Genomic DNA, 23200 nt, shown 5'->3' with positions numbered 1-23200 from the left:
TCAGTTCCTCAATCAAAAATCTTCCCGGGGTTCAGCAGGCCCTGGGGATCGAGGGCTTGTTTGATGCTGCGCATGAGTTCGTAGCTGCCTTCGCCGAGCTGGCGCCTGAGGAAGCCTTTTTTGGCGAGACCGACGCCGTGCTCACCAGTAACAGTGCCGCCGAGGCGGATGGTTTCATCCACGATTTCTTCGAGCGCGATTTCAATGCGGTGCATCTCTCCGTGATCGCGTTCATTCGTGAGGAAGGTGGGATGCAGATTGCCATCGCCAAGGTGGCCAAAGGTGCCAATCTGCAGCTTGTGCTTCTTCGCCACGCTGTCGATGAAGGCGACCATTGTGGCGAGCTCGCTGCGTGGCACGGTCACATCTTCGAGGATCGTCGTGGGCCGCACACGGGCCAGCGCGGAGAAAGCATTGCGTCGCGCGGCGGCGAGCTTGGCGCCTTCCGTCTCATCCGCAGCAGCGCGAACATCGCGAGCGCCGTTGGCTGTGGCGAGCGCCATCATCTGGGCAGCCTCTTCTTCGACGACAACGGGATGCCCGTCGGTCTCCATCAGCACCAGCGCCTCCACATCCGTGGGCAGACCGATCTTGGCATAATCTTCGACGCACTGCACCGTGACGCGATCAAGGAACTCCAGCGTGCAGGGAATGATCTTCGCGGCGATGATGGCGGAGATTGTCTTGGCAGCAGCGTCCATCGAATCATACAGCGCCAGCATCGTTTTGCGCGCCTTGGGCCGCGGCAGCACTTTCAGGATGACTTCCGTGATGATGCCCAGCGAGCCTTCGCTGCCGATGAAGAGGTCCTTCATGGAGTAACCCGCCACGTCTTTGACGCACTTGTTGCCAAGGAAGGTCAGTGTGCCGTCGGGCAGCACGACTTCCATGCCCATGACGTAATCGCGCGTGACGCCATACTTCAGTCCGCGCAGACCGCCGGAGTTTTCAGCCACATTGCCTCCGATGGTTGAGATCTTCATCGAGCCAGGGTCCGGCGGATAAAACAGGCCCACCTTCGCGGCGGCATCGTCGATTTCCTTGGTGATGACACCGCTCTGCGCCCGCACCGTGAGGTTTTTTTCATCGACCTCGATGAGCTTGTCCATCTTAACGAGGCAGATCACTAGACAGCCTGCCAGCGGCACGCTGCCACCGCTCAATCCGGTGCCTGAGCCACGGGTGACCACGGGGACGTCGTTTCTGCGAGCGAGTTTGACGCATTCGGACACTTCCTCGGCGGTCAGCGGAAAAACGACCGCACCGGGACGCTGCTTGAGGGCGGCGGTTCCATCGAAACTGTACGGCACAATGTCCTCCGCTGAGGTAAGTACTCTATCCGGAGCTAGGATTTCCTTCAGAGAGTGAATAAAGGGGGCTTCAATTTGGTTCACGGCGGGCATTCTGGCGAGTTCGAGGTAGAGCGTCAACGCGGGCTGTGGTTGATTATGATCACATGAAATTCAATCACCTCATTCGTTTCACTCCCATTTATCAAAGCCGCGTCTGGGGTGGCCGCCGCATGGAGACCCTCCTGGGGGCCGCGCTGCCGGATGCCACCACTCCCTTTGGTGAAGCCTGGACGGTGTGCGACCGCCCCGAGGCCCCGAGTGTGACAGCGGATGGCGTGACTTTGCATGAGTTCTGGACGAACCACCGCGAGGCGGTGTTTGGCAAAGCCCTGCTGAAATCCACCAGCCCCACCTTCCCGCTGCTGATGAAGATTCTTGATGCCTGCGATGATCTCTCGATTCAGGTTCATCCGCCCGCGAGCATGGCCGAGGAATTGAAAGGCGAGCCGAAGACTGAGATGTGGTACATCGCCCATGCGGATCCGGGTGCGAAGATCTATGCCGGTCTGAAACCGGGAGCGACGCGCGCGGATTTCGAAACCGCGCTGCAAAACGGCACGGTGGCCGATGTCGTGCATGTGATCGAGGCACGCACGGGCGACTGCCTCTTCATCCCAAGCGGCCGCGTCCATGCCATCGGCGCAGGCTTGCTGATCTATGAAATCCAGCAGAACAGCGATACAACGTATCGTGTCTTCGACTGGAACCGTTTGGGGCTGGATGGTAAACCGCGCGCACTGCATGTGCAGGAGTCCATGAAGAGTATCGACTTCACGGATTTCGAGCCCGGCGTGCAGCAGGTCCAGTCCAACGGCACGCTTGTGAACTGCGAGTATTTCAACGTCAAAGTGCTCAGTGGATCAAAGCAGGCAGGTGTCCCAGGCGAAAGCCTCACAATCGCTGTCGTCAGCGGCAAGATTACCGTCGGTGGCACGACTCTCAAAGCGGGAGACTTCGCCCTCGTTCCCGCGTCACTCGCCTCACCCTCACGTTTGGTGAAGCCCGCAGACGCGGAAAGTCAGTGGCTGGAGATCCGCGTGCCTGTGTGATTCAGCCGGGCATTCCCGCCCGCCCTACTTTTTGGCCTCAGGCACTTCGGCTTTCTTCACCTCAGGCACTGCCTGCTCAGCAGGCTTGGCAGGAGCAGAGGCTGGCGCAGGTTTCTTGATCTCAGGCACAGGCTGCTCGGCAGGTTTGGTCGCAGCAGGTGCGGCCGCCTTCTTCGTTTCAGCCGCAGTCTTTTCGACTTTCTTGATCTCCGTCTTGGGCTTTTCAGCGACCTTCTCGATCTTTTTGACCTCAGGGTCTTTTGGTGTGCTGGGCACGGCGATGAATTTGGCCTTCTCCGGATCCATCTTCGGCAGCTTCCCCTGCGGCACGGGCGGCAGTTTTTTCTCCGGAGCTGGCTTGGGAGCGGCCGCAGCAGACTTAGCCTTGGGCTCAGGTTGAGGAGCCTCCTTGTCACAGGCAACGAGCAGCAGAGCGATTAGGCACAAGCGGTGGTTCATGAGGCACGAATGGACACCGAACGCGCGTGCGCATCAAGCCCCTCAACTGCGCTGATCGCGCTGACAATGGGGTCGGACTTCGCGCAGCTTTCGCGATCCAGACGAATAATGCTGGTGCGGCGCTGAAACATGTCCGCCGTGATGCCCGGGAAGGATTTGCCGGAGCCGCCGGTGGGCAGCGTGTGGCTGGGACCAGCGAGGAAATCGCCGACGGCGACCGGGGAATGATTGCCCAGGAAGATGGCCCCCGCCGTGCGAATGAGCGGCAGGATGGTGTCTTCACGCGTGGTGATGAGCGTCAGATGCTCGGGGGCAAAGTCGTTCGCCAGACGCGCTCCGTCCTCCAAACTGGGGACGAGCATGAGGAAAACGCCTTTCTCCAGCACCGGGGTCAGTTGAGCCTGACGGCTGAGCGTTTGAGACTGCTCCCCGACCTGCGCGACGACGGCATCAAGCAGTGCGGCATCGTCCGTGAGGAAACCCGCCATGCTGTCCTTGCCATGCTCAGCCTGCGCGAGGATGTCCGCAGCGATGAAGGCAGAATTGCCAGACTTGTCAGCGAGAATCAGCACTTCGCTCGGTCCAGGCAGCAGATCAATGGAGACGACACCAAAGCTCTGGCGCTTGGCCTCGACCACATAGCTGTTTCCAGGACCAAAGATTTTGACCGCCGGACGAATCGTGGCAGTGCCAAAAGCCAGCGCCGCAATGGCCTGCGACCCGCCGATTTTATAGACCTCGGTGGCACCCGCGAGTTTCAGCGCGGCAAGCAGCCCCGGATTGACCGTGCCATCGCGCCCACAGGGGGTGCAAACAACGATCTCCGGCACGCCAGCAGCCGCAGCAATGGCAACGGTCATGATGGAGGTGGAAACCAGCGGCGCGGTGCCTCCCGGCACGTAACAGCCTACACGCTCGAAAGGGTGGAAAACTTCGCCGACCGTGGCTCCTTGCTCATTGGTGAATTCCCAGCCCTGGCGCATGCTTCGCCGGGCGAAGGCGGATACGTTGCGGTGGGAGGATTCGAGGGCGCGCTTGAAAGTGGGGTCAGCAGACTCCCAGGCAGCCTCCAGTTCCGCCTGCGGAACGCGCATTTGCTCAGCAGTGAGCTTGGCTCCGTCAAATTTCTCCGTGAGTTCCAGTACGGCAGCATCACCACGCTCGCGCACGGCCTTGATGACACCTGCGACCACCTCACGCACGGCATCGCTGGCCTCAGCACGGCGGTTGAGGGCGGCGGCAGCAGTGGCGTAGTCGGGATCGGTGGGGCGGATGATCTTCATCGGGTAAGTTTACGTGCCAAGAGAGGAGGCAGAGTCAAGGATTCAAGAGGGCAAGGGGGGCCTATCGCCAAACAACATGCACGACATCAGACCGCCTCAAGGCAGAACAGCGGAAGAAATCAGCGGCTTCGGTCAGTCCTCATCAGCTCCCGCGTCACAGTCGTCTAGATCCTCACCGGCACCAGCGTCATCCCAGTGCTCGTTCGGGTCGTTGCTGCGGCTTGCCTGCGAACTCCTATGCCGTTTCTCATGGAAATACGATGCGAGAGCAATGCCCGCCATGAGCCCGATGATGACAAGAAAAATCGCCATCGGATCTGTCCTCAACAGGTTTACGGCACCACTTCACCGGAGCCGGTGTACACCCACTTCTCCACACGTCCGTTTTTGATGCGGGCCTGGGCTTCGGTCTCGAACTTGCCAAACATGGTCTGCGTTTCGTATTTCACGTTCACAGTCCAGTATTCGGCGCCGTCGATTTTTTCCTGCGTGGGATCGCTCCAGGACTTGATGTTGTCGGGCTTGATTTCGGTGACCTCGCCGGCCTTCATGCTGGCAAGGAGCAGCGGATAGGAGCCGTCAGCATCTTTGGTGGGCTTGTCATTGCTGCTGCTTCCGCCACCTGTGGAGGCGGCCGGGGCGTTTTTGGCGCGCTCAGCTGCGGCAAGGCGGTAGGCATGGGCTTTGCGGGCGTTCTCGGTCTGGACGACCTTCACCTGCTCATAGGCAGCGGTGAAAACATCCTTGAAGTCGGTATCATCCATGGCTACGAGGCCGCGCATCGGAGAACCAGCGGAGGCTCCCACCACCAGATTGGTCCCCTCCTGGCCCATGACGAAGATTTTGGTGCCCGCCTTGAAGGTGGTGGCCGCAGTGGCCTTGCCCATCTGCATCTTCAGTTCGAGGTCTTTCTTCATGGTCACCTGCTTGGGCGTGTTGAAGAAGCCCTTCGGCACCACGGCCCAGTTCTGGGTCAGCTCATCCACAGGGGGGAACACGGGAGCGACGAAAGCGTTCGGATCGATCTCCGCTGGCGCGGGGGCTTTGGCCATCTCAGGTTTCGGCTCCTCAGGCTTCATTTCTGGCTTAGGCTCAGGCTTGGGCTCAGCTATGACGATCTTCGGCTCCTTTTTCACCGGCTTCGGCGCGGGAGCCACGGCCACCTCTTTCTTGGGCTCTTCCTTTTTAGGAACGTGCTTGGTAAACTTCATGGCATCAGCAAAAGGCGGATACACATACTCGTAGGAGACGTAACCGACGGCGATGGCCAGGGCGATGACAATAAGAGGTTTCATGGCAGTGGGGGAGTCTAGGAGAGAGGCCGGAAATAATCAACCGCCCTCATGCACCATTCTGGAAACGGGCCAGCCGGGGTTTTCTTGGGCTTGATCTCCCCTGCCCCACGCGGCTTGTGTAGGCCCATGCCTAAAGACGTGATCCGCGTGCGAGGTGCACGGCAGCACAACCTCCAAAACATCGACGTGGACATCCCGCGGCACCAACTCGTGGTCCTGACCGGCGTCAGCGGCAGCGGGAAGTCGTCCCTGGCGTTCGACACGCTCTTTGCCGAGGGCCAGCGCCGCTACGTGCAGAGCCTCTCCGCCTACGCCCGGCAGTTCCTTGGCCAGATGCAGAAGCCGGACGTCGATTTCATCGAGGGCCTGTCCCCGGCGGTGGCCATCGAGCAGGTGCATTCCAATCCGAACCCGCGCAGCACCATCGCCACCGTGACGGAGATCTACGACTACCTCCGCGTCCTCTACGCCGTGGCGGGCCAGCCCTACGACCCGAGCACCGGTGAAAAGCTGCACCGCAGCACCCCTCCGGAGATCGCCGACAAGGTGCTGGCTCTGGGTGAAGGCACCCGCGTCATGGTCCTCTCCCCCCAGCCACCGGCCAGCGGCGCGGACACCCGCACCCTGTTTGAAAAGCTCAAGCGCCAGGGCTTCGTGCGCGTGCGGCTCAACGACACCGTGGTGGAGCTGGAAGATTCCCTCAAGCTGGAGGACGCAGAAACACAGCAGGTGCAGATAGTCATCGACCGCCTCGTCGTCCGTGCCGACTCTCGCCAGCGCCTCATGGAGGCCATCGAAAGCTCACTCCATTGGAACGAGCGCGAGGTGCAGTTTCTCGTGAACCTCGACGGCAGCGAAGAAATCCTCAGCTACACCACCGCCTTTGCGAATCCGCGTACCGGCTACGTCATCGAGCGCCTCACCCCCCAGCATTTTTCCTTCAACACCCACCTCGGCGCCTGCCCCGTCTGCGAAGGCACCGGCACCACGCCCACGCCAGACCCCACCCTGCTGGTGCCGGACGAGTCCAAATCCCTGAACGATGGCGCCATCAAAGCCTGGTGGGCACGCCACCCGAAGGTAAAGCAGATTTTCAATCAAAGCATCGAGGCCTTGGCCAGGCACTTCGGGGCCGCGATGGACGTCCCCTTTCAAGACCTCCCCCAGGACTTCAAACACGCGCTCTTTCACGGCACCGGCGCTGCGCCCATCAGCACCGGCTGGAAAAAGACGGAGAACAAACGCAGTGTCGCCAAGCCCTTCGAAGGCCTGCTGCCCGAAATCGCCCGCATGTATCAAAACGCCGAGAGCGATGTCCTCCGTGCCGCCCTCTCGCGCCTGATGAATCCACAGCCTTGCACGACCTGCGGGGGCATGCGCTTGAAGCCGGAATCGCTGGCGGTCAAGCTGCGTGCTCAGGACAAAGAGCTGAACATCCACGACTTCACCGCTCTGCAAACCCGCGATGCCCTGCAATGGATGCGTGAACTCGAAGTAACCGAGCAGCAGAAAGCCTATGTCGGCGAACTACAGCGCGAGATCAGCAAGCGCATCGAATTCCTGGAGCAGGTCGGCCTCGGCTACCTCGCTCTGAACCGCGAAAGCGGCACGCTCTCCGGCGGCGAGATGCAGCGCATTCGCCTCGCCTCACAAATCGGAGCCGGACTCGCCGGTGTGCTCTACGTGCTGGATGAGCCCAGCATCGGCCTGCATCCCAGTGACAACGAACGCCTCATCCAGACTCTCCTTCGCCTGCGTGATCTCGGCAACACCGTGCTCGTCGTGGAGCATGACGAGGCCACCATGCGCGCCGCAGATTACATCATCGAGCTCGGCCCCGGCGCCGGGCAACTTGGCGGCAAAATCACCGCTCACGGGACTCCCGCAGAGATCGCGGCGAATCCGCATTCCATCACCGGCGGCTACTTGAGCGGCAGAGTGCGCATCGAGGCCAAGGCACTGCCCCAAACCCTGCTCACAGAATCACTGGGACCGCGCTCCAAGCACTCTCTCACCATCCACGGCGCCACCGAGCACAACCTGCGCAACGTCACCGCCGCCTTCCCGCTCGGCAGCTTCACCTGCGTCACCGGCCCCTCGGGCAGCGGCAAATCGACCCTCGTCGATGACATCCTCATGCGCGCGCTGCGCCGCCACTTTTACGACGCCAAAGACATCCCCGGCACGCACGAAAAAATCACCGGTTTGGAACATCTCGACAAAGTCGTCGTCATCGATCAATCCCCCATCGGCCGCAGCCCGCGCTCCAATCCCGCCACCTACACCGGCGCGTTTGGCCCCATCCGCGAACTCTTCGCGCAGCTCCCGCTGGCCCGCATGCGCGGCTACGATGCCGGGCGCTTCAGCTTCAACACGCCCGGCGGCCGCTGCGAAAAATGTGAAGGCGATGGCGTCATCAAGATCGACATGCACTTCCTCGCAGATGTCTACGTCACCTGCGAATCCTGCAAAGGCCGCCGCTACGGCGCAGAGACCCTCGAAGTCACCTTCAAAGGCAAGAACATTGCCGATGTCCTCGATATGACCGTCAGCGAAGCCGTACGCTTCTTTGACCGCAGCACCAGCATCGGGCCCAAACTGCGCACGCTGGAAGAAACCGGCCTCGGCTACATCCGCCTCGGCCAGAGCGGAGCCTCCCTCTCCGGTGGTGAAGCCCAGCGCATCAAGCTCAGTGCCGAACTCGCCAAACGCAGCACCGGCCGCACCCTATACGTCCTCGACGAACCCACCACCGGCCTCCACAGCGCCGACATTCAAACGCTCCTCGGCGTCCTCCTCCGCCTGCGCGATGCTGGCAACACTCTCATCGTCATCGAACACCACATCGATGTCATCCGCTGCGCAGACTGGATCATCGACCTCGGCCCCGGCGGCGGCACCGAAGGCGGCTACATTTTAGCATCAGGGACTCCCAAGCAGGTGGCCGCCAATGAGGGGAGCGTGACAGGAAGGTTTTTGCGACGCGAGGAGTGATGCAGGCACTCTTGCCTGCAACGAACATCCCATGTCTCCCTCCTGCGGGCAGGAGTGCCCGCATCACTTCAGCGCCCGGACCAGCGGCTTGCCCATGCACACCGGCGGCTCCTGAATCCCCAGCCCCGCTGAAAGCGTCGGCGCAAGATCCGTAATGCTGAACTCATCCGCATAGCGCCCCGCTTTGAAAGGAGCACCGTAGAAGATGATGGGGATATGCGTGTCATACGAGAAAGGCGAACCATGCGTCGTCCCCGTCGCCGCCTTCCCCGTGCCCGCGATGAGCCAAGGCTTGAGAATCAACACCGCATCGCCACTGCGCTCGCCATTGAACCCATTGGCGATGCGCTGGCCGATCACGCCCGGGGCGCGGCCTTCCAGCAGTTGGTCGCGACCATACACCGCATGAAACACACCTGTGGAAAGCGCCCACTCACGAATGAAAGCGGTGAGTGTCTCTGGCAGGAGCTTCTTCTCCTCCAAGACAGCGTGGTCATAGTAGAGGTTTCCATCCACCAGGCGTGGCTTCAGACTGCCTTTGGCAGACAAAAAGTAACGTCCCGCTCCAAAACGTTCCACCACCTTGGTCTGCAACTCTCCGAACATGTCAGCGACGGGCGGGCGGCCACCATCCAGTCCATCCTCCTTCGCATTTTCTGGATTCGGTGCCACGCCATGATCGGCGGTCAGTACCATCACCACATTGGCCAGCCCCACTTTTTTGTCCAGGTAGGCAAATAGCTCCTTCAACTGCCGGTCCAGCCGCAGGGTGATGTCCTGCACCTCCTGAGAATAGGGTCCAAACTTGTGGCCGCAGTAGTCGATGGAAGAAAACGAAACACAGAGCAAATCTGGCTGGGTCCCCTGCCCCAGTTTCTCCCCTTCGATGGCCGCTTTCGCGAACTCGGCCAGGAGCTGATTGCCAAATGGTGTGGAGAGGATCGGCTCATAACCTTCCGCCTCTTCCTTGATCACCTTGTGCGGAAAGGTGCTGGTCGTTTCGCCGGCCAGATGGGATTCGCCCACTGCCGCATCCGGCATGGGATACTGCTTCTCATCCAGCAGCCGGTCCCAGGTCTGCCCCACAAAGGCATCCGGCCTCTTGCTGTCGTTAAAAGCCTTCACCCAGGCCGGCAGCTCCTTCTGATAGTAGCTGCTGGTGATGAAATTTCCCGTGGCCGACTCAAACCAGTAGGCCCCCGTGGGCTTTTTCCCGGCGGGCAGGATGGCCCCGCGATCCTTGACGGACATGCTGACCACCTTGGAGCCCCAGTGCAACCGCATTTGATCCGCCACAGTCGCGCCGATGAAATTGCGCGGCGACATCTTGCCCACCTTCGCTTCCGGCTGAGTGCCCACGCCCGTCACGCTGGAATCCTCCACGCAGTACATCATGGCACCGCTGCGCTTGTCAAACCAGTCATTGCCGATGACCCCGTGCATCATCGGCGAGCTGCCGCTGAAGAAGCTCGCATGTCCCGGTGCGGTGACGGTAGGGTAATAATTATACTGGGCGAAGGTCATGAAGGCGCCTTTGTCCGTTAGCTCGCGGAACCCGCCTTCGACAAACTTGTGATGAAAGCGGTCCAGGTAGTCGTAGCGCAGCTGATCCACAAGAATCGCGACAACAAGCTTCGGGGCCTTGGGCGGCGCAGCCTGGGCTCCAACGGAGCAAGCAGCGAGGGCGAGGGCGAGGAGAGAGATCAGAGTGCGATACTTCATAGGTGAAATGGGAGCGCAGTAAACAACCGGAAAGCAGCGAAAGTTTCAAGCGCTTCAGATCATCATGAGTCTTGGCTGCACTCCTGACTTGAACTGAAAGGCAACCACAGGCATCGGAACTGCGTAAAATTCACACGAATGACCTCCCCTGAAACCACCCAGCTCGCAGCACATGTGAAGGGCATTTCCAAAAGCTTTGGCGATGGAGGTTCCAAGCTGCAGGTTCTGAAGGAGATTGATCTGGAGGTGCGCCGTGGGGACATCACCATGCTGGTGGGGCCCTCGGGCTGCGGCAAGACAACGCTCATCAGCATCATCGCCGGCACGCTCAAGGCGGATGCAGGGGAGCTTACCGTGTTTGGCCATGATCTGCGCAAGATGTCCACGGCGGCGATCACACGTTTCCGCTCGCGGCACATCGGCTTCATTTTCCAGTCCTTCAATCTCATCCCGACGCTGACCTGCGCGGAAAACGTGAGCGTGCCGCTGCTGATTCAAGGCGTAGGAGCTGCCAAGGCGGAAAAGCGGGCGAAGGAAGTCTTGGATCAGGTGGGTCTGGGAGACCGCTGCAAAAACCGCCCTTCGCAGCTTTCCGGCGGGCAGCAGCAGCGCGTGGCCATCGCCCGTGCGTTGGTGCATGAGCCACAGCTCATCATCTGCGACGAACCCACCGCCGCACTGGACGCAAAGAACGGCCACGTGGTCATGGAACTATTCGAAAACGTGGCGCGCGGCAAAGATCGCGCCGTCCTGATCGTGACCCACGACAACCGCATCTTTCACCACGCCAACCGCATCGCCAACATGGACGACGGCCGCGTGGTGGAAATCCATGACGTGGATGCCGACCATCCACCGCCAGAGCATTTAAAACAGGTGGAGCGGCTGTGAAAAAGCAGTCCAGTTGCGCCGCAACTGGAATCCTGATCACTCCGGTTGCGGTGCAACCGGGCTGCTTTCATCACCTTCCGGCTTCGGCTGCATGTCCGGCAATGAATCAAGATACAACGCCTCCACCTTCTCACGCGCCCATGGTGTGCGGCGGAGGAAGACAAGGCTGGACTTGATGCTGGGCTGCCAGTTGAAACAGTTGATCGGGATCATCCGGCCAAGCATCTCCCAGCCGTAGTGTTCGACGAGCTGCGTGACCATCATTTGAAGGGTGATGCCATGAAGCGGATTTTTGGGGCCGGCGGCGTGCATGATGAGTTCGTGGTATGAGTTTATTCTTCCGGCAGGTCGCCTGATTTCGCGGCTTTGACAATCTTCGCCTGCGCCTTCGCGTCCAGTGCTTTCACTTTGACATAGCTGCCATCAAAATAAGCGCGTGCACCATGATAGTAGCCGGTATTCGCCCCGATGACTTCGAGCTTCTTGTCGCGGAGGATGAAGCTGAGATTCGTCTCGTCGGTCTTTTCCTTGTCCCGGCCTTTGTCGCTGAACCAGCCAATTTTTGAATTCCATACCGCAATGCCCGAAAGCCCGCCCACATGCGAGGTGGGGCCGCGCACGCATTGGATGATGAAATGCAGATGCCCCTCGCGCTCCACGACCTCAATGCTGCCGCCGTAGCTGTCCGTCCAGTAGCCGGTCAGCGTTTCGTCTTTCCACTCGTGAATCAAACCTTTGAGCCACTCCGTGCGCATGTCTTCGAGGCCCGCGGCAGCCTCCAGATATTCCGGTGAATCGAGCGCCAAGTCACCCTGGGCATCCGCACCGGTGAACATGGGCGAGCGTGCCAGATAATCCCGATACTCCACCCACGCCCGCTGGTCTTCCTTGAGCTTGTTAAACTCCTCTTCCGGCAGCGTCTGCTTGGCCGCAGCCCAGGCTGTATTCAGGGCGCGATCGGCTTTCTCGAACGCCGCTTTCGCCGCCTTGGCATCCAAAGGTTTGTCCTGTGCACTGGCAGTGCAGAGGCAGACCGTTAGCGTCAGAAGTGTTAAGAATGAAATCGCGTTTCGCATGTGGCATCAGATTAGCTCCCGGCATCCGCATGTCCACGTTTTGCCGCCTGTTATTTCGCTCTCTTGATCATCAAGCTCCGGCAGGTTTTGAATGCATGTTCACGCCTTGCCAAACAATGTTTTAACTCTAGCCTCCGCCGTCTTCGCTCCCCTACGTCATCTACATGAATCTCTACGAACAATTCGTCCAATGGGCCGGCAGTTTGAATGCACAGCAGGTGGCGGACTGGCTGCGACATCTGGAATGGAACCGCGTAGTGCCGGAAATCACGGGTAAGTTCATCGGTTTCCTGCTCGGATTTGGTGCCAGCTGGTTCCTGCTCTTCCGCCGTCATTTGAAATCACTCGACCGACTGCGCCGTGGAGATTCGGATGATGTGCTGTTTCAGGCCCACTTTCTCGCGCCCGTGCCAGGCTCTGACAAATACGTCCTCCTCTTTCGCAATCTGATGCCGAGCACCACCGTGAATGATCTCTACGACAATCCTGCCGCACGGAAAATTGTGCGCGAACTGGCCGACATCACCACCCTGCGCAAGCCGGTGCTGCGCACGGAAGGCGTGCTGGGCTTTGAATTGCTCAACGACGCCTTTAACCACATCGCTGGACATCTGGCCATCACGCCATTCCCTCGTGAAACCTGGCTCTTCGCCATGACCTGCGAGGACCGCCAGGTGGTGCGGCGCAAATGCGTGCGCTGTTTCCTCGTGCGTCCTGCCGAGCTGGAACGCTTTGCCAACTGGCGCTGGTGCCGTGACAACGTGGTCTGCGAGCAGCCCTGGCACTGGTACCGCATCGTCGCACTTCACCAACTCGCCACCGTCTGGCAGGAAGAAGAGAAGGCCGCACAAAACCCCTCTCCAAAAACGCAGGGGATGCCGCTCGTGGACAAACACGCCACTCACCGCCGCATCCGCGCACTGTCCGCCGGCATCTTCGCCAACGAAAAACCCGTGGGCACGCCGGCACAGATCGACTGGCCTGCGCAGGAGTGGGAGCTCAAAAAACTGGGCCTCGATCTCAACGCGACGAACCCTTGAGCCATCTGAGCACGAGGATCAACGCGAACACCCCAAGCCCCACGCCCCAATACAAACGCGAGCGGTCAGGCTCAGGCGGGGGGGCTGACGATTGCCCCTCAATCTTCACCGTCTGCGGCAGCAGATCGGCGATCTGACTTAACTCCGGCAGTTGCTGCCCGGGCTGCGCCTGCGCCTTCACCATCTGCTTCCAGTCCACCGCCATCACGAGATCCACGCCGGGATTTTGCTCTTTCACCTGGCAGGAGCAGGAGCCAATGAGAAACTGCGCCGCACGATCCACCGTTTCCACCTTGATGCCTTTGCCCACCAGCGCATAAAGCACCCGGCCCTGCCCAAAAATCGGAAACGCGATCGGCTCATGGAGGCTGCGCAGGTCCGGCTCACTCGCCAGCAGCATCGCTATGAAGGCGCTCTCGGCAGCTTCATCGCGTTTCAGCCTCAGCGTCGAAAATGCCAGGCGCAATCCATCGCCAGGAATCGAAACGAGGCCGTTCTTCACGTCCTGCTGGTCGAGCTTCGGCAGTTCCATCACGCTGCTGAGGTATTCGAGGCGTTCTTCAAGAAATTTTGCCGCCGCCGCATCCTTCGTCTTGTCGCCACATTCCAGCAGCACCCACACGGCGCTTTCTCCATTGCCAAGCCGCTCTGCGATCTGCTGCCGCGCCGGTGAATCAACCAGCAGCTTGGCATTCGCCTCGGTATAATCCGCCGACCAGATCACCTCATCGTTCCGCATCGTGAGCGGCTGCCGCAGTTCAATGCGTTGCTCCGCGCCGAACGTGACCTTGAAGTTGCCCTCCAGCTTCACCCCATGCGGCACAATCACCCGATAAGGATCTGCAGCCCAATGCTCCAGTGCATAACGAAACACCGGGACGGAGCATGCGAACGCAGTGGTCGCGCACAAAAGGAGGATGAGGACAAGACGACGCAGCATGGGCACCGCACAATACGCAGCACTTTGGATGAATTCGCATCCCGTGCGCGTTTTAGTTCGATCATGCGACCGCTCCTGCTCCTCCTGCTTGCCCTTTCCACCGCCAGCGCCGACTGGCCGACCTACCTGCACGATGCCTCACGCGTCGGCGCGACCACAGAGGACATTCAGCTCCCGCTGCAGTCCGCATGGACCTTTGAATCCGCCTCCGCACCACAGATGGCCTGGGCCGGCGAGGATGGCAGAGTCTTTGAAAGTCACGTAACCCTGAACCGCATCCGCTTTGATGAGGTGTTTCATGTCGCCATCAGCGCTGGGAAGATCTTTTTTGGCTCGTCTGTGGATGGTCGCGTGATCTGCCGCGATCTCGCCACTGGCAAGGACCTGTGGTCCTTCTTCACCAATGGCCCCATGCGTCTGGCACCTGCCATCGCGGCGGGAAAAGTTTACGTGGGCTCCGATGACGGCTATGCCTACTGCCTCGACGCCAAAACGGGCAACCTCGTGTGGAAGCTGCGCGCCGGACCACACGACGAACGCATCCTCGCCCGTGGCCGCATGATCTCACGCTGGCCGGTGCGCACGGGGTTGCTGGTCGATGACGGCATCGCCTATTTCGGCGCGGGCGTCTTTCCACATGAGAAAGTCTTCATCTACGCCGTCGAGGCGGCCACCGGGAAGATCATCTGGAAAAACGATGCGATCAGCGAGAAGGACGCCGGCCGCAACGACCTCTCCCCCCAGGGCTACCTGCTCGCGACGAAGGACATTCTTTTTGTCCCTTCCGGCAGATCGCTCGCGGTGTCGATTGATCGCAAAACAGGCGAACTCATCGCCAAACCCGAACCCGGCTGGCGCGGTGATGCCGGCGGCCCCATCGGCGGCACGCAGGCATTCCTGGCCGACGATCAAATCTACGCCGTGGGCGAGCATCACATCCTCGCCCTGGATCAGGAGAAGCAGAAATCGGGCTACGCCTGGTTCGCAGGCACTCAGATGACCCTGGCCGGCGACATGGGCTACATGGCGAATGGCACCAAAATCATCGCCGTGGACCGCACCAAGCACGCCGAAGGCACCCGCATCCGCCACGGCCATGAAGTGGCCATCTCCAAGCTCAGCGCCGATTTGAAAAAACACCCCGCAGTCGCCGCAGCGAAGAAGTTCCAGGCCGCCGAAGCCGCCACGCGCAAGGTAAAGGACGATCCCAAGGCCTTTGCAATCGCTCAGGCGGATCTCGCCGCCATCGCCGAGAAATACGAACCCCTCCGCATTGCCTACAAGGCGAAGCAGGATGAGATCGCGCAGCACAAGGCCGATCTCGCCGCCTCCACGGATGCCGGAGTGAAATGGTCACTCGATACGCCCCATCAATCCGCACTGATCATCGCGGGCAAAACCGTCATCGCCGGCGGCAAGGGTGAAGTGATCGCCATTGACGCCGAAACCGGCAAGCAGGCATGGAAAGCAGCCGTGGATGGCGAGGCGCGTGGACTGGCTGCCTCAGACGGTCATCTCGTCGTCAGCACCACCACGGGCCGCGTGTATGTCTTTGGTGCCAAAGCAGCAGACATCATCGCTGAGAAGAAGCCGAATGACTTTCCTTCGGACAAAGCCCATGCAGAAGCAGCAGAAGCCATCTTGAAGCAAACCGGCATCACCAAGGGCTTCTGCATCGTCCTGGGCAACAACAAAGGGCAGCTCGCCTATGAACTCGCCAAACGCAGCCAACTCGTCATTTTCGGTGTCGATGCCGATGAGAAAAAAGTCGCCACCGCGCGCCGGGAACTCCTCGCTACGGGTCTCTACGGCACCCGCATCACGGTGGATCACCTCGATCTCGCGGTGATGCCGTATTCAAGTTACTGCGCGAATTTGATCGTGAGCGACAGCTCAGAGCCGCTGGGTATCCCGGCAGATGTGGCGCGGCACCTGAAGCCCATTGGCGGCAAGTTCTGCTTCAAGGCGACACCTCAAACTGCCGCATGGCTCGCCGCCACAAAACTGACGGATGAGAAAGCCACCCTTGCGAGCAACGATGGCTGGAGCGTCCTCACGCGTTCCTCCTTGCCTGGCGCGAGTTCATGGTCCCACCAGTATGGCAACGCGGCGAACACCTCCAGCACCGACGACCACCGCATCAAAGGCGGCCTGAGCGTGCTCTGGTATGGCGATCCCGGCCCCGGCAAAGTGGTCAATCGCCACGACGGAGCCGTAGGACCGCTCTCGGTGAACGGACGCCTGTTTGTGCAGGGCGAAGACAGCGTGATGGCCTATGACGCCTACAACGGCCAGCTTCTCTGGGAGACCAAGAACCCGGGTGCCATGCGCATCGGCGTGTACAACGCCCGCGAACCCGGCAACATGGCCGCGAGCGACGACTTCCTCTTCATGCTCATGGAGGATGAGTGCATTCAGTTTGATGCGGCCACGGGCAAGATCGTGCGCACCCTGAAAATCCCCGGTGCAGGCACCAAAAAAGATCTGCAGTGGGGCTACATTGCCTATCAAGACGGTCTGCTCTATGGCACCGAAACCGAGCGCGTCGAAAAGGCGGCGGAAGTGGCACGCCGTGGCAAGAGCGGTTCGATTTCGACCGATCGCATCTTTGCCTTTGATGTGAAGACCGGCACATTGAAATGGACGCATCAGGGCAAGCACATCTCCCACGTCAGCATCGCCATCGGAGACGGCCGCCTGTTCTTCATCGATGCCTCGCTCACCCCCGAGCAGCGCGCCCTCATGCTGGCAGAGGACAAGTCCGCCCTCGCCAAGCTCACCGGCAAGGAGCGTGAACTGGCCGAGGACCGCGTGAAAAACAACGACCTGCGCATGGCCGTGGCGCTCGATGCCGCCACCGGCGTCCAGCAATGGGCCAAACCCGTCGATGTGACGGATTGCAGCGAGATCGGCATCGGCGGCGGCGCCCTGACCCTCATGTATCACAACGGCCACCTCGTGCTCGGTGGTGCCAACGCCAACGGCCACTACTGGGAGCAGTTCTTGAGCGGTGAGTTCAAACGCCGCCGTCTCGTCGTGCTGGACGCGAACAAAGGCGACAAAGTCTGGGCCAAGGACGCAAACTACCGCCACCGCCCGGTGGTGATCGACAACGAAATCATCGCCGAACCGTGGAGCTACGATCTTTACACCGGCGCTCAAAAAACGCGCAAACATCCCCTCACCGGCGAGGAGTCCGCATGGATGTTTGCCCGCCCCGGCCACCACTGCGGCGCGATTTCAGCCACTCCTAACATGATGTTCTTCCGCTCCAAGTTCACCGCGTTCTATGATCGCGACAGCGACAGCGGCACCGAACATTTTGCCGGCCATCGTCTCGGCTGCTGGATCAATACCATCCCCGCCAACGGTCTCGTCATGATCCCCGAGGCCAGCGCGGGCTGTGTCTGCCTCTTCTCCATCGCCAGCACCGTGGTGTTTGAGCCACGTGAAGACCGCATGAACTGGGGCGTGTACAGCGCGGATGGCCCCTCCCTGCCTGTGCAGCACATGGCTTTGAATTTGGGAGCCCCGGGAGACCGCCGCGATGCACACGGCAAGCTCTGGCTCGGCTACCCACGCCCCAGCAGCCGTGCAGGCATCGATCTGCCGCTGGACTTCAAACCGCAATACACCAGCAAAACCGGCGGCGCGTATGCCTTCAACTCCGAAAGTCATTCCATCGCAGGCCACGATACCCCCTGGATCTTCACCAGCGGTCTGCGCGAACTGACAAAGCTCGACATCCCGCTTCTCGCCAAAGGCCAGCCGCCCGCGACCTACACCGTGAAGCTCATGTTTGCAGCGCTGGCAGACGATCAGCCCGGGCAGCGTGTCTTCGACGTCAAGCTCGGTGACAAGATCGTGCTTAAAGCCTTTGACCCCGCCACCCGCAAGGGAGCCATCGTGGAACAGTTTGAAAACATTCCGGTGACCGACAACCTCGTGCTGGAACTGATTCCCGCATCTCCCGCCAGCGCGCCCATCCTCAATGGCATCGAAATCCTGCGCACCAACGCCAAGGAAATCACCGGAGGAGTGGCGCAAAGGTAAGGCGCACCCCATGAAGCACTTCATCGTTCCACTCATCCTCTGCGCGTCTTCCTTCGCCGCTGACACTCGCGACGCTATCTTCCAAAAGAGCATCTCGGAGATGTTTCCGCAGCTCGTGGAAATCAGGCGGGACATCCACATGCATCCGGAATTGTCGAACGAAGAGGAGCGCACCGCCAAGCTGGTGGCGGATCGTTTGAAGGAGCTTGGTTTCACCGACATCAAAACCGGCGTGGCAAAGCATGGCGTGGTTGCGCTGCTGAAAGGCGGGCACGCTGGCCCCTGCGTGGCCGTACGTGCTGACATGGATGCGCTGCCCATCAAGGAACTGCGCAGCGTGCCCTACCGCTCACAAAACCCCGGCGTCATGCATGCCTGCGGTCATGATGTACATGTGACCTGCGCGCTTGGAGTGGCAGAATTGCTGTCGAAGCATCGCGACCTCGTCAAAGGCAGCGTGAAGTTTCTGTTTCAGCCCGCTGAAGAAGCCATGCCCGCCACTTTCAAAGGCGAATGGGGTGCCAAGCTCATGGTGGCTGAAGGCGCCATGGAAAATCCGAAACCTGCGGCGGTCTTCGGCCTGCACACCACAGCCGTGGTGCAGCCAGCGGGCACCACGGATGATGCAGCCCATTATCTGAAAGCCGGACAGATCGGCTTCACACCCGGGATCGACAATGCGAACAGCGACCGCTTCCACATCACCATCCATGGCAAGATGGCGCACGGTTCCGCGCCGCACAAAGGCGTGGATGCCATCGCCGTGGCCGCAGAGGCCATCATGGCGCTGCAGATGATCAAGAGCCGCCAGACCAACACCCGCCAGCCGCTCGTCATCAGCATCGGCACCATCAGCGGTGGTGACCGCGAAAACATCGTCGCGGAGAAAGTCGAACTCGGCGGCACCGTGCGCACCTACGATGCCGCATTCCGTGACGGCATCATCGAGCAGATGGAGCGCATCCTCAAAGGCGTCACTTCAGCCCACGGCGCCACCTATGAGATGGAGTACCGTAAAACCTACCCAAGCATTCTCAACGACCGCAAGCTCATCAATGCCACGCTGCCAGCCTTCAAACGAATCGTCGGTGAGCAGAACGTCATTGAACTCATCCCCGGCATGGGCGGCGAAGACTTCAGCTACTTCGCGCAAGTCGTCCCCGGCTTCTACTTCCGTCTCGGCGTGGCGAATGAGGAGAAAGGCATGACCTACGGCGGCCACACGCCCATGTACGACTGCGATGAAGAGAGCATCAAAACCGGCGTCGCCGTGATGGCGGCGGCAGTGTGTGATTTTCTGGATGCAAACAAATGACCATCACGGCGTTTCTGCATGACCATGCAGGCCAGCCACCTCCACCGCTTCGTCGTCTTCGCCATCACCCTTTGCGGCACCACGCTCTGTGCCGCTGATTACACGTCTCCTTACAAAGTCGAATTCACATTCAAGCAGGAAGATCTGATCGGTGATCTCCTTGAAGGACCACGCGGCAGCTGGAAGGATCAGGCGAGCGTGCCCTACCGCGACTGGTATGATGCCTCCTATCAAAAACGCTGGCGTTACTGGGGACCTGCGGCCAAGCATTTTGATCCTCCCGCAGGCATCGCATCCAAAAGCCCGGAGTGGTCGCGCCAGCGCGTCATTGCCACGGGCTTGCGCTTTGTCGGCTACACCTACCAGCACCACCACATCCCGGACTGGGAGCCGCCGGCAGACTGGCCCAAGGATGAGAAACAAACCACGCCAGTGACCAAGGGCCTCGATTGCAGCAACTTCACCGCCTTCGTTTACAACCTCGCCCTCGGCATCAAGCCGACCGGCGACGTCCAGGATCAATCCATGCTGACCGCCGCCCCCGGTCCCGGCGCAGGCCGCACCACAACGGTGAAACGCATCGAGCTTCCCTCCAAATACGAGGACTTTGAAACCACCCTGCTCACCGGCGACCTCCTGTTCGTGAAAAACAACAGGGGCGAAGTCTCGCACGTTGTCTTGTGGGTCGGCAAAATCGGCCGCAGCCCCGACGGCGTGCCGCTGATTCTCGACAGCACGGGCAGCGGCACCAAGGACAGCAACGGCGTGTCCATCCCCAACGGCATCCACCTGCGTCCATTCAAACGCGGTTACTGGTACGCCAGCAAGGCCAGCCATGCCCTGCGCATCATTCCAGAGGGACCGTAAAGCTGCAGCGCGGAGGAACCCGCCCCGGCTGCAAATGCCAGCATGAATCGTGCTGTCTCGTCCAAAGTACCAACGGCTGAAGAACACCCAACTGCTGGCACCGGGTGGAAGTGCCCCACGATCACCCCACGCAGGAGCTCTTTCTCCTCTCCCTGCCATTCAGGCTAATGGCCATAGACATCCAGAGGCTGATCTCCGCTCAGGTCTGATCGGCGGCAAACGCAAGGCAAGGCAGGGTTTCACCCCATGGCATCCTGAGCAGCATTCAACTATGCAGCCCCGAACGTGCGGAAAATCCGGACGTTTCTCGAAACCAACCCAACAAAAACATACTCATGAACAAACCCTCATCGAAAAATAATACCTTGCGAAGCAAGGGCTCCTGCGGGGGCCTTCTCGCATTGGCACTGCTAACCTTGGGCAGTCTTGACCCAAAAGTCAAAGCAGGCCAGATCTGGGATGGCGGAGGCGGGGACGCCTTGTGGTCAACTAGCACCAACTGGGACCTTGACACGGCGCCAGTTTATAGCGCGGGCATTCAGTTTGGGGGGATTGTGAACCTAACCCCGAACAATGACCTTGTCGGTCTTAGTGTCGGCGACCCTCTCGTCCCTCTCACCCCTGGCATCACCTTCAATCTGGGTGCGGGCGCTTTCAATCTCACTGGGAATGGGATCACTCTCAGTGGTGGTATCGTCAACAATTCGGCCAGCGTGCAGACGATTAGCTTTGGTGGTACGGGCATCACCCTGGGTGCAGCACAGACGTGGAATTCAGGCCTTGTCCCGTTGGGGGGGCTGAGTGTGGGCTCTGCGGTTGATCTGGCAGGTCAGGCACTGACGGTCGATGGCACCAACAATACAACCATCTCGGGTGCGATCTCTGACACGGTTGTCGGCGGCTCACTTGTCAAAAATGGTGCAGGAACGCTTCTTTTGAGCGGCACGAACACCTTCACTGGGACCACCACCGTCAATCAGGGCATCCTGCAGCTTCAAAACGGAGCAGCGATTGCAGACACGTCCGCAGTGACCGTGACGGCACCAGGTTCACTCGACCTGCTCACAAGTGAAACCATCGGCAGCCTTGCAGGCAGCGGCGACACCACCCTCAACGCCAATACCCTGACCACAGGCGGTGACAACACCTCAACCACCTACAGTGGTGTTCTGAGTGGCGTCGGCGGCTCACTGGTCAAAAATGGCGCAGGAACGTTCACGACATCGAACATCCTTCCCAACACCTATACGGGCACCACGGCAGTCAACGCGGGAACTCTCAATGTGCTGGGCACCCATGCCGGTGGCGGAAATTACACCATTGCCGCAGGCGCCACGCTTTCAGGCACGGGAATCATCACAGAGGCTGCGGGAGCTTCCATCTTCAACAACGGGGCGATTGTTGTAGGCGATTCCACAGTCATTCCTGTTGCATCCACACTCTCAATCACCACCTCAGGCGCAGGCGCGATCACCATGGGAGCCGGCAGTACTTTGGCGGTCGATCTCTTCACCGGTGCCGGTCTTGGAAACAACACCGTCATTCCAGGTTCTTCTGACACGTTCAACCTCGGCGGCAATCTCAATTCTGTTGCTGGCGGCACCCTGGTCATTGGCAATCCTACAGCGATGACAGGCTTCACGGGTGGAGACAGCTGGAAAGTGGTGAATCTCGTTCCAGGCTCCATTACCGGCAATCTGGGTCTCACCGGCAATCTCGACACCTCTGCTCTGAATCTCACAGCGACTCAGGTGGGCAATTTCAGCCAGACTTCCGGTGTCTTCACGATCATCGACACCATCACCGGTTTGCAAATGGCCAACGCCATGGGGCAGGCCGTGCTTGCCAGTACTCAGAGTGTCCTCACGGATGTGAATGGACGCCTGTTCTTCCTCCGTGCGGGTCAGGGCGACCTGTCCGATGACAGCGAGTACGACCAGGCCGTGGTCAATGATCCGGGCAACGGTTCTGGCAAGAACCCTGCACCAAGACCAACGGTTCAGCGCCGTCCCCAGACGGGTCTGTGGCAGGTTTTTGCCACGGCAAACTACAACAACGCCAGGCTCGGTGCTCTCGGCAGTCAGCAGGCGGGAATCCAGTCTGACAGCTGGAGTCCAGGAGTCGGCGCTGAGGTTCATGTCACACCGAATGTGGCCATTGGTTTCGCCCTCAACTGGCTGGAGTCCAAACAGACCTTCGGGAATGGCGTCGGCTCCATGGACATGAATGGTTATGCGCTGAGCGCCTACACTTCTTATGTGAAGAAGGCATTTTGGGCGGATCTCCTTTATAGCTTCGGCAGCTATGACATCGAAACGAACCGCAACCCGATCGGGTTCGGCATGGCTAACGGTAACACCGACGCCTACACCAACACGGTGCAGTTTAACTCGGGCTGGAACTTCCGTTTCCAGAACAACAGCTTGGTGACCGGTCCGTTCATTGGACTCGACTACACCCACGTCTCCATTGACGCCTATGGAGAGTCTGGTGGCGGCCTTGGGGCCCTGGCCTACAACAAACGTACCGCTGAGTCCCTGATCTCCCGCATTGGCTGGTCGGTGAGCAAGTATGTCAAAACAGACTTCGCCGTCATCACTGCACAGGCCCGTCTGAGCTACGAGCGCCAGAACTTGAGCAACAACAGCGGCGCCACCATTGGCCTCATCAATCAGCCATTCGTGGTAAGCGGCGGCAGTCAGAGCTATGGCCAGGATTACATGGTCGCAGGAGCTGGCCTGAACTTCCAGTTCACCCCGAACCTCGGCTTGCTGCTTAACTACCAGGGTCAGTTCTTCCGTCAGTCTGTGGAGGCACATTACGTCGGCCTGCGCCTCAGCTATAAGTTCTAAGTCATTAACGTT

Annotated in this window: 16 protein-coding genes; 8 read left to right on the top strand and 8 right to left on the bottom strand. The window is 60.0% G+C overall.

Going from position 1 to position 23200, the window contains the following annotated elements; all coding sequences use genetic code 11:
* Window positions 1–8: 8 nt before the first annotated feature.
* Window positions 9–1403 carry an FAD-binding oxidoreductase gene (locus AC3RLQ_RS00280; protein WP_493038798.1) on the bottom strand — a complete coding sequence of 465 codons (1395 nt, stop codon included), beginning with the start codon at window positions 1401–1403 and terminating at the stop codon, window positions 9–11.
* A gap of 53 nt (window positions 1404–1456) precedes the next feature.
* Here AC3RLQ_RS00280 and AC3RLQ_RS00275 point away from each other — a divergent pair, with 53 nt between their 5' ends.
* Entirely contained in the window at window positions 1457–2401 is a 945-nt protein-coding gene (locus AC3RLQ_RS00275) for a type I phosphomannose isomerase catalytic subunit (RefSeq protein ID WP_493033257.1), read from the top strand.
* A gap of 24 nt (window positions 2402–2425) precedes the next feature.
* Here AC3RLQ_RS00275 and AC3RLQ_RS00270 read toward each other — a convergent pair whose 3' ends face one another.
* The 3 genes from AC3RLQ_RS00270 to AC3RLQ_RS00260 form a co-directional block, all read right to left on the bottom strand.
* Window positions 2426–2860, bottom strand: coding sequence for a hypothetical protein (locus AC3RLQ_RS00270; protein ID WP_493033255.1), 435 nt, complete (start codon window positions 2858–2860; stop codon window positions 2426–2428).
* Window positions 2857–4143: a histidinol dehydrogenase gene (hisD, locus tag AC3RLQ_RS00265; protein WP_493033253.1), complete on the bottom strand. Its 1287-nt coding sequence runs from the start codon at window positions 4141–4143 to the stop codon at window positions 2857–2859. Before hisD ends, AC3RLQ_RS00270 begins: the two co-directional genes overlap by 4 nt.
* Window positions 4144–4475: 332 nt before the next feature.
* Complete coding sequence (locus AC3RLQ_RS00260) at window positions 4476–5438, bottom strand: hypothetical protein (protein ID WP_493033251.1); 963 nt, start codon at window positions 5436–5438, stop codon at window positions 4476–4478.
* A gap of 126 nt (window positions 5439–5564) precedes the next feature.
* Between AC3RLQ_RS00260 and uvrA the strand changes: the two genes are divergently transcribed.
* Window positions 5565–8432: an excinuclease ABC subunit UvrA gene (gene uvrA / locus AC3RLQ_RS00255; RefSeq protein WP_493033249.1), complete on the top strand. Its 2868-nt coding sequence runs from the start codon at window positions 5565–5567 to the stop codon at window positions 8430–8432.
* Window positions 8433–8495: 63 nt separating this feature from the next.
* On the opposite strand, the gene AC3RLQ_RS00250 is transcribed toward uvrA, so the two are convergent.
* Complete coding sequence (locus tag AC3RLQ_RS00250; protein WP_493033247.1) at window positions 8496–10154, bottom strand: alkaline phosphatase family protein; 1659 nt, start codon at window positions 10152–10154, stop codon at window positions 8496–8498.
* A 138-nt stretch (window positions 10155–10292) separates the two neighbouring features.
* On the opposite strand from AC3RLQ_RS00250, the gene AC3RLQ_RS00245 reads away from it, so the two are divergent.
* The gene (locus AC3RLQ_RS00245; RefSeq protein ID WP_493033245.1) at window positions 10293–11045 is read left to right on the top strand and encodes an ABC transporter ATP-binding protein; all 753 of its coding nucleotides are present in this window, start codon (window positions 10293–10295) and stop codon (window positions 11043–11045) included.
* 36 nt (window positions 11046–11081) lie between these two features.
* Here AC3RLQ_RS00245 and AC3RLQ_RS00240 read toward each other — a convergent pair whose 3' ends face one another.
* Together AC3RLQ_RS00240 and AC3RLQ_RS00235 are read right to left on the bottom strand one after the other, a co-directional pair.
* Window positions 11082–11357 (bottom strand): VF530 family protein, encoded by a 276-nt coding sequence (locus tag AC3RLQ_RS00240; RefSeq protein ID WP_461523764.1) that lies wholly within the window; start codon window positions 11355–11357, stop codon window positions 11082–11084.
* A 20-nt stretch (window positions 11358–11377) separates the two neighbouring features.
* Window positions 11378–12121: a lysozyme inhibitor LprI family protein gene (locus AC3RLQ_RS00235; protein WP_493033243.1), complete on the bottom strand. Its 744-nt coding sequence runs from the start codon at window positions 12119–12121 to the stop codon at window positions 11378–11380.
* A gap of 164 nt (window positions 12122–12285) precedes the next feature.
* Between AC3RLQ_RS00235 and AC3RLQ_RS00230 the strand changes: the two genes are divergently transcribed.
* Window positions 12286–13161 (top strand): hypothetical protein, encoded by an 876-nt coding sequence (locus AC3RLQ_RS00230; RefSeq protein ID WP_493033241.1) that lies wholly within the window; start codon window positions 12286–12288, stop codon window positions 13159–13161.
* Here the strand turns inward: AC3RLQ_RS00230 and AC3RLQ_RS00225 are convergent.
* A complete protein-coding gene (locus AC3RLQ_RS00225; RefSeq protein WP_493033239.1) occupies window positions 13142–14101 on the bottom strand; it encodes a hypothetical protein in 960 nt (319 codons plus the stop codon). The genes AC3RLQ_RS00230 and AC3RLQ_RS00225 overlap by 20 nt on opposite strands.
* A gap of 63 nt (window positions 14102–14164) precedes the next feature.
* Between AC3RLQ_RS00225 and AC3RLQ_RS00220 the strand changes: the two genes are divergently transcribed.
* The 4 genes from AC3RLQ_RS00220 to AC3RLQ_RS00205 all read left to right on the top strand — a co-directional run bounded on the left by AC3RLQ_RS00220 (window position 14165) and on the right by AC3RLQ_RS00205 (window position 23188).
* Window positions 14165–18154 carry an outer membrane protein assembly factor BamB family protein gene (locus AC3RLQ_RS00220; protein WP_493033237.1) on the top strand — a complete coding sequence of 1330 codons (3990 nt, stop codon included), beginning with the start codon at window positions 14165–14167 and terminating at the stop codon, window positions 18152–18154.
* A gap of 10 nt (window positions 18155–18164) precedes the next feature.
* Entirely contained in the window at window positions 18165–19469 is a 1305-nt protein-coding gene (locus AC3RLQ_RS00215) for a M20 metallopeptidase family protein (protein ID WP_493033235.1), read from the top strand.
* A 24-nt stretch (window positions 19470–19493) separates the two neighbouring features.
* On the top strand, window positions 19494–20336 hold the full coding sequence (locus tag AC3RLQ_RS00210; RefSeq protein ID WP_493033233.1) for an NlpC/P60 family protein: 843 nt from the start codon (window positions 19494–19496) through the stop codon (window positions 20334–20336).
* A 554-nt stretch (window positions 20337–20890) separates the two neighbouring features.
* Window positions 20891–23188, top strand: a complete 2298-nt coding sequence (locus tag AC3RLQ_RS00205; RefSeq protein ID WP_493033231.1) for an autotransporter domain-containing protein — start codon at window positions 20891–20893, stop codon at window positions 23186–23188.
* The last annotated feature ends 12 nt before the right edge of the window (window positions 23189–23200 follow it).

This window comes from Prosthecobacter sp. GW821-HT29F12 (assembly GCF_058803405.1).
Note: the sequence above shows the minus strand (reverse complement) of the source record. Positions and strands in the feature narration are given on the sequence as shown.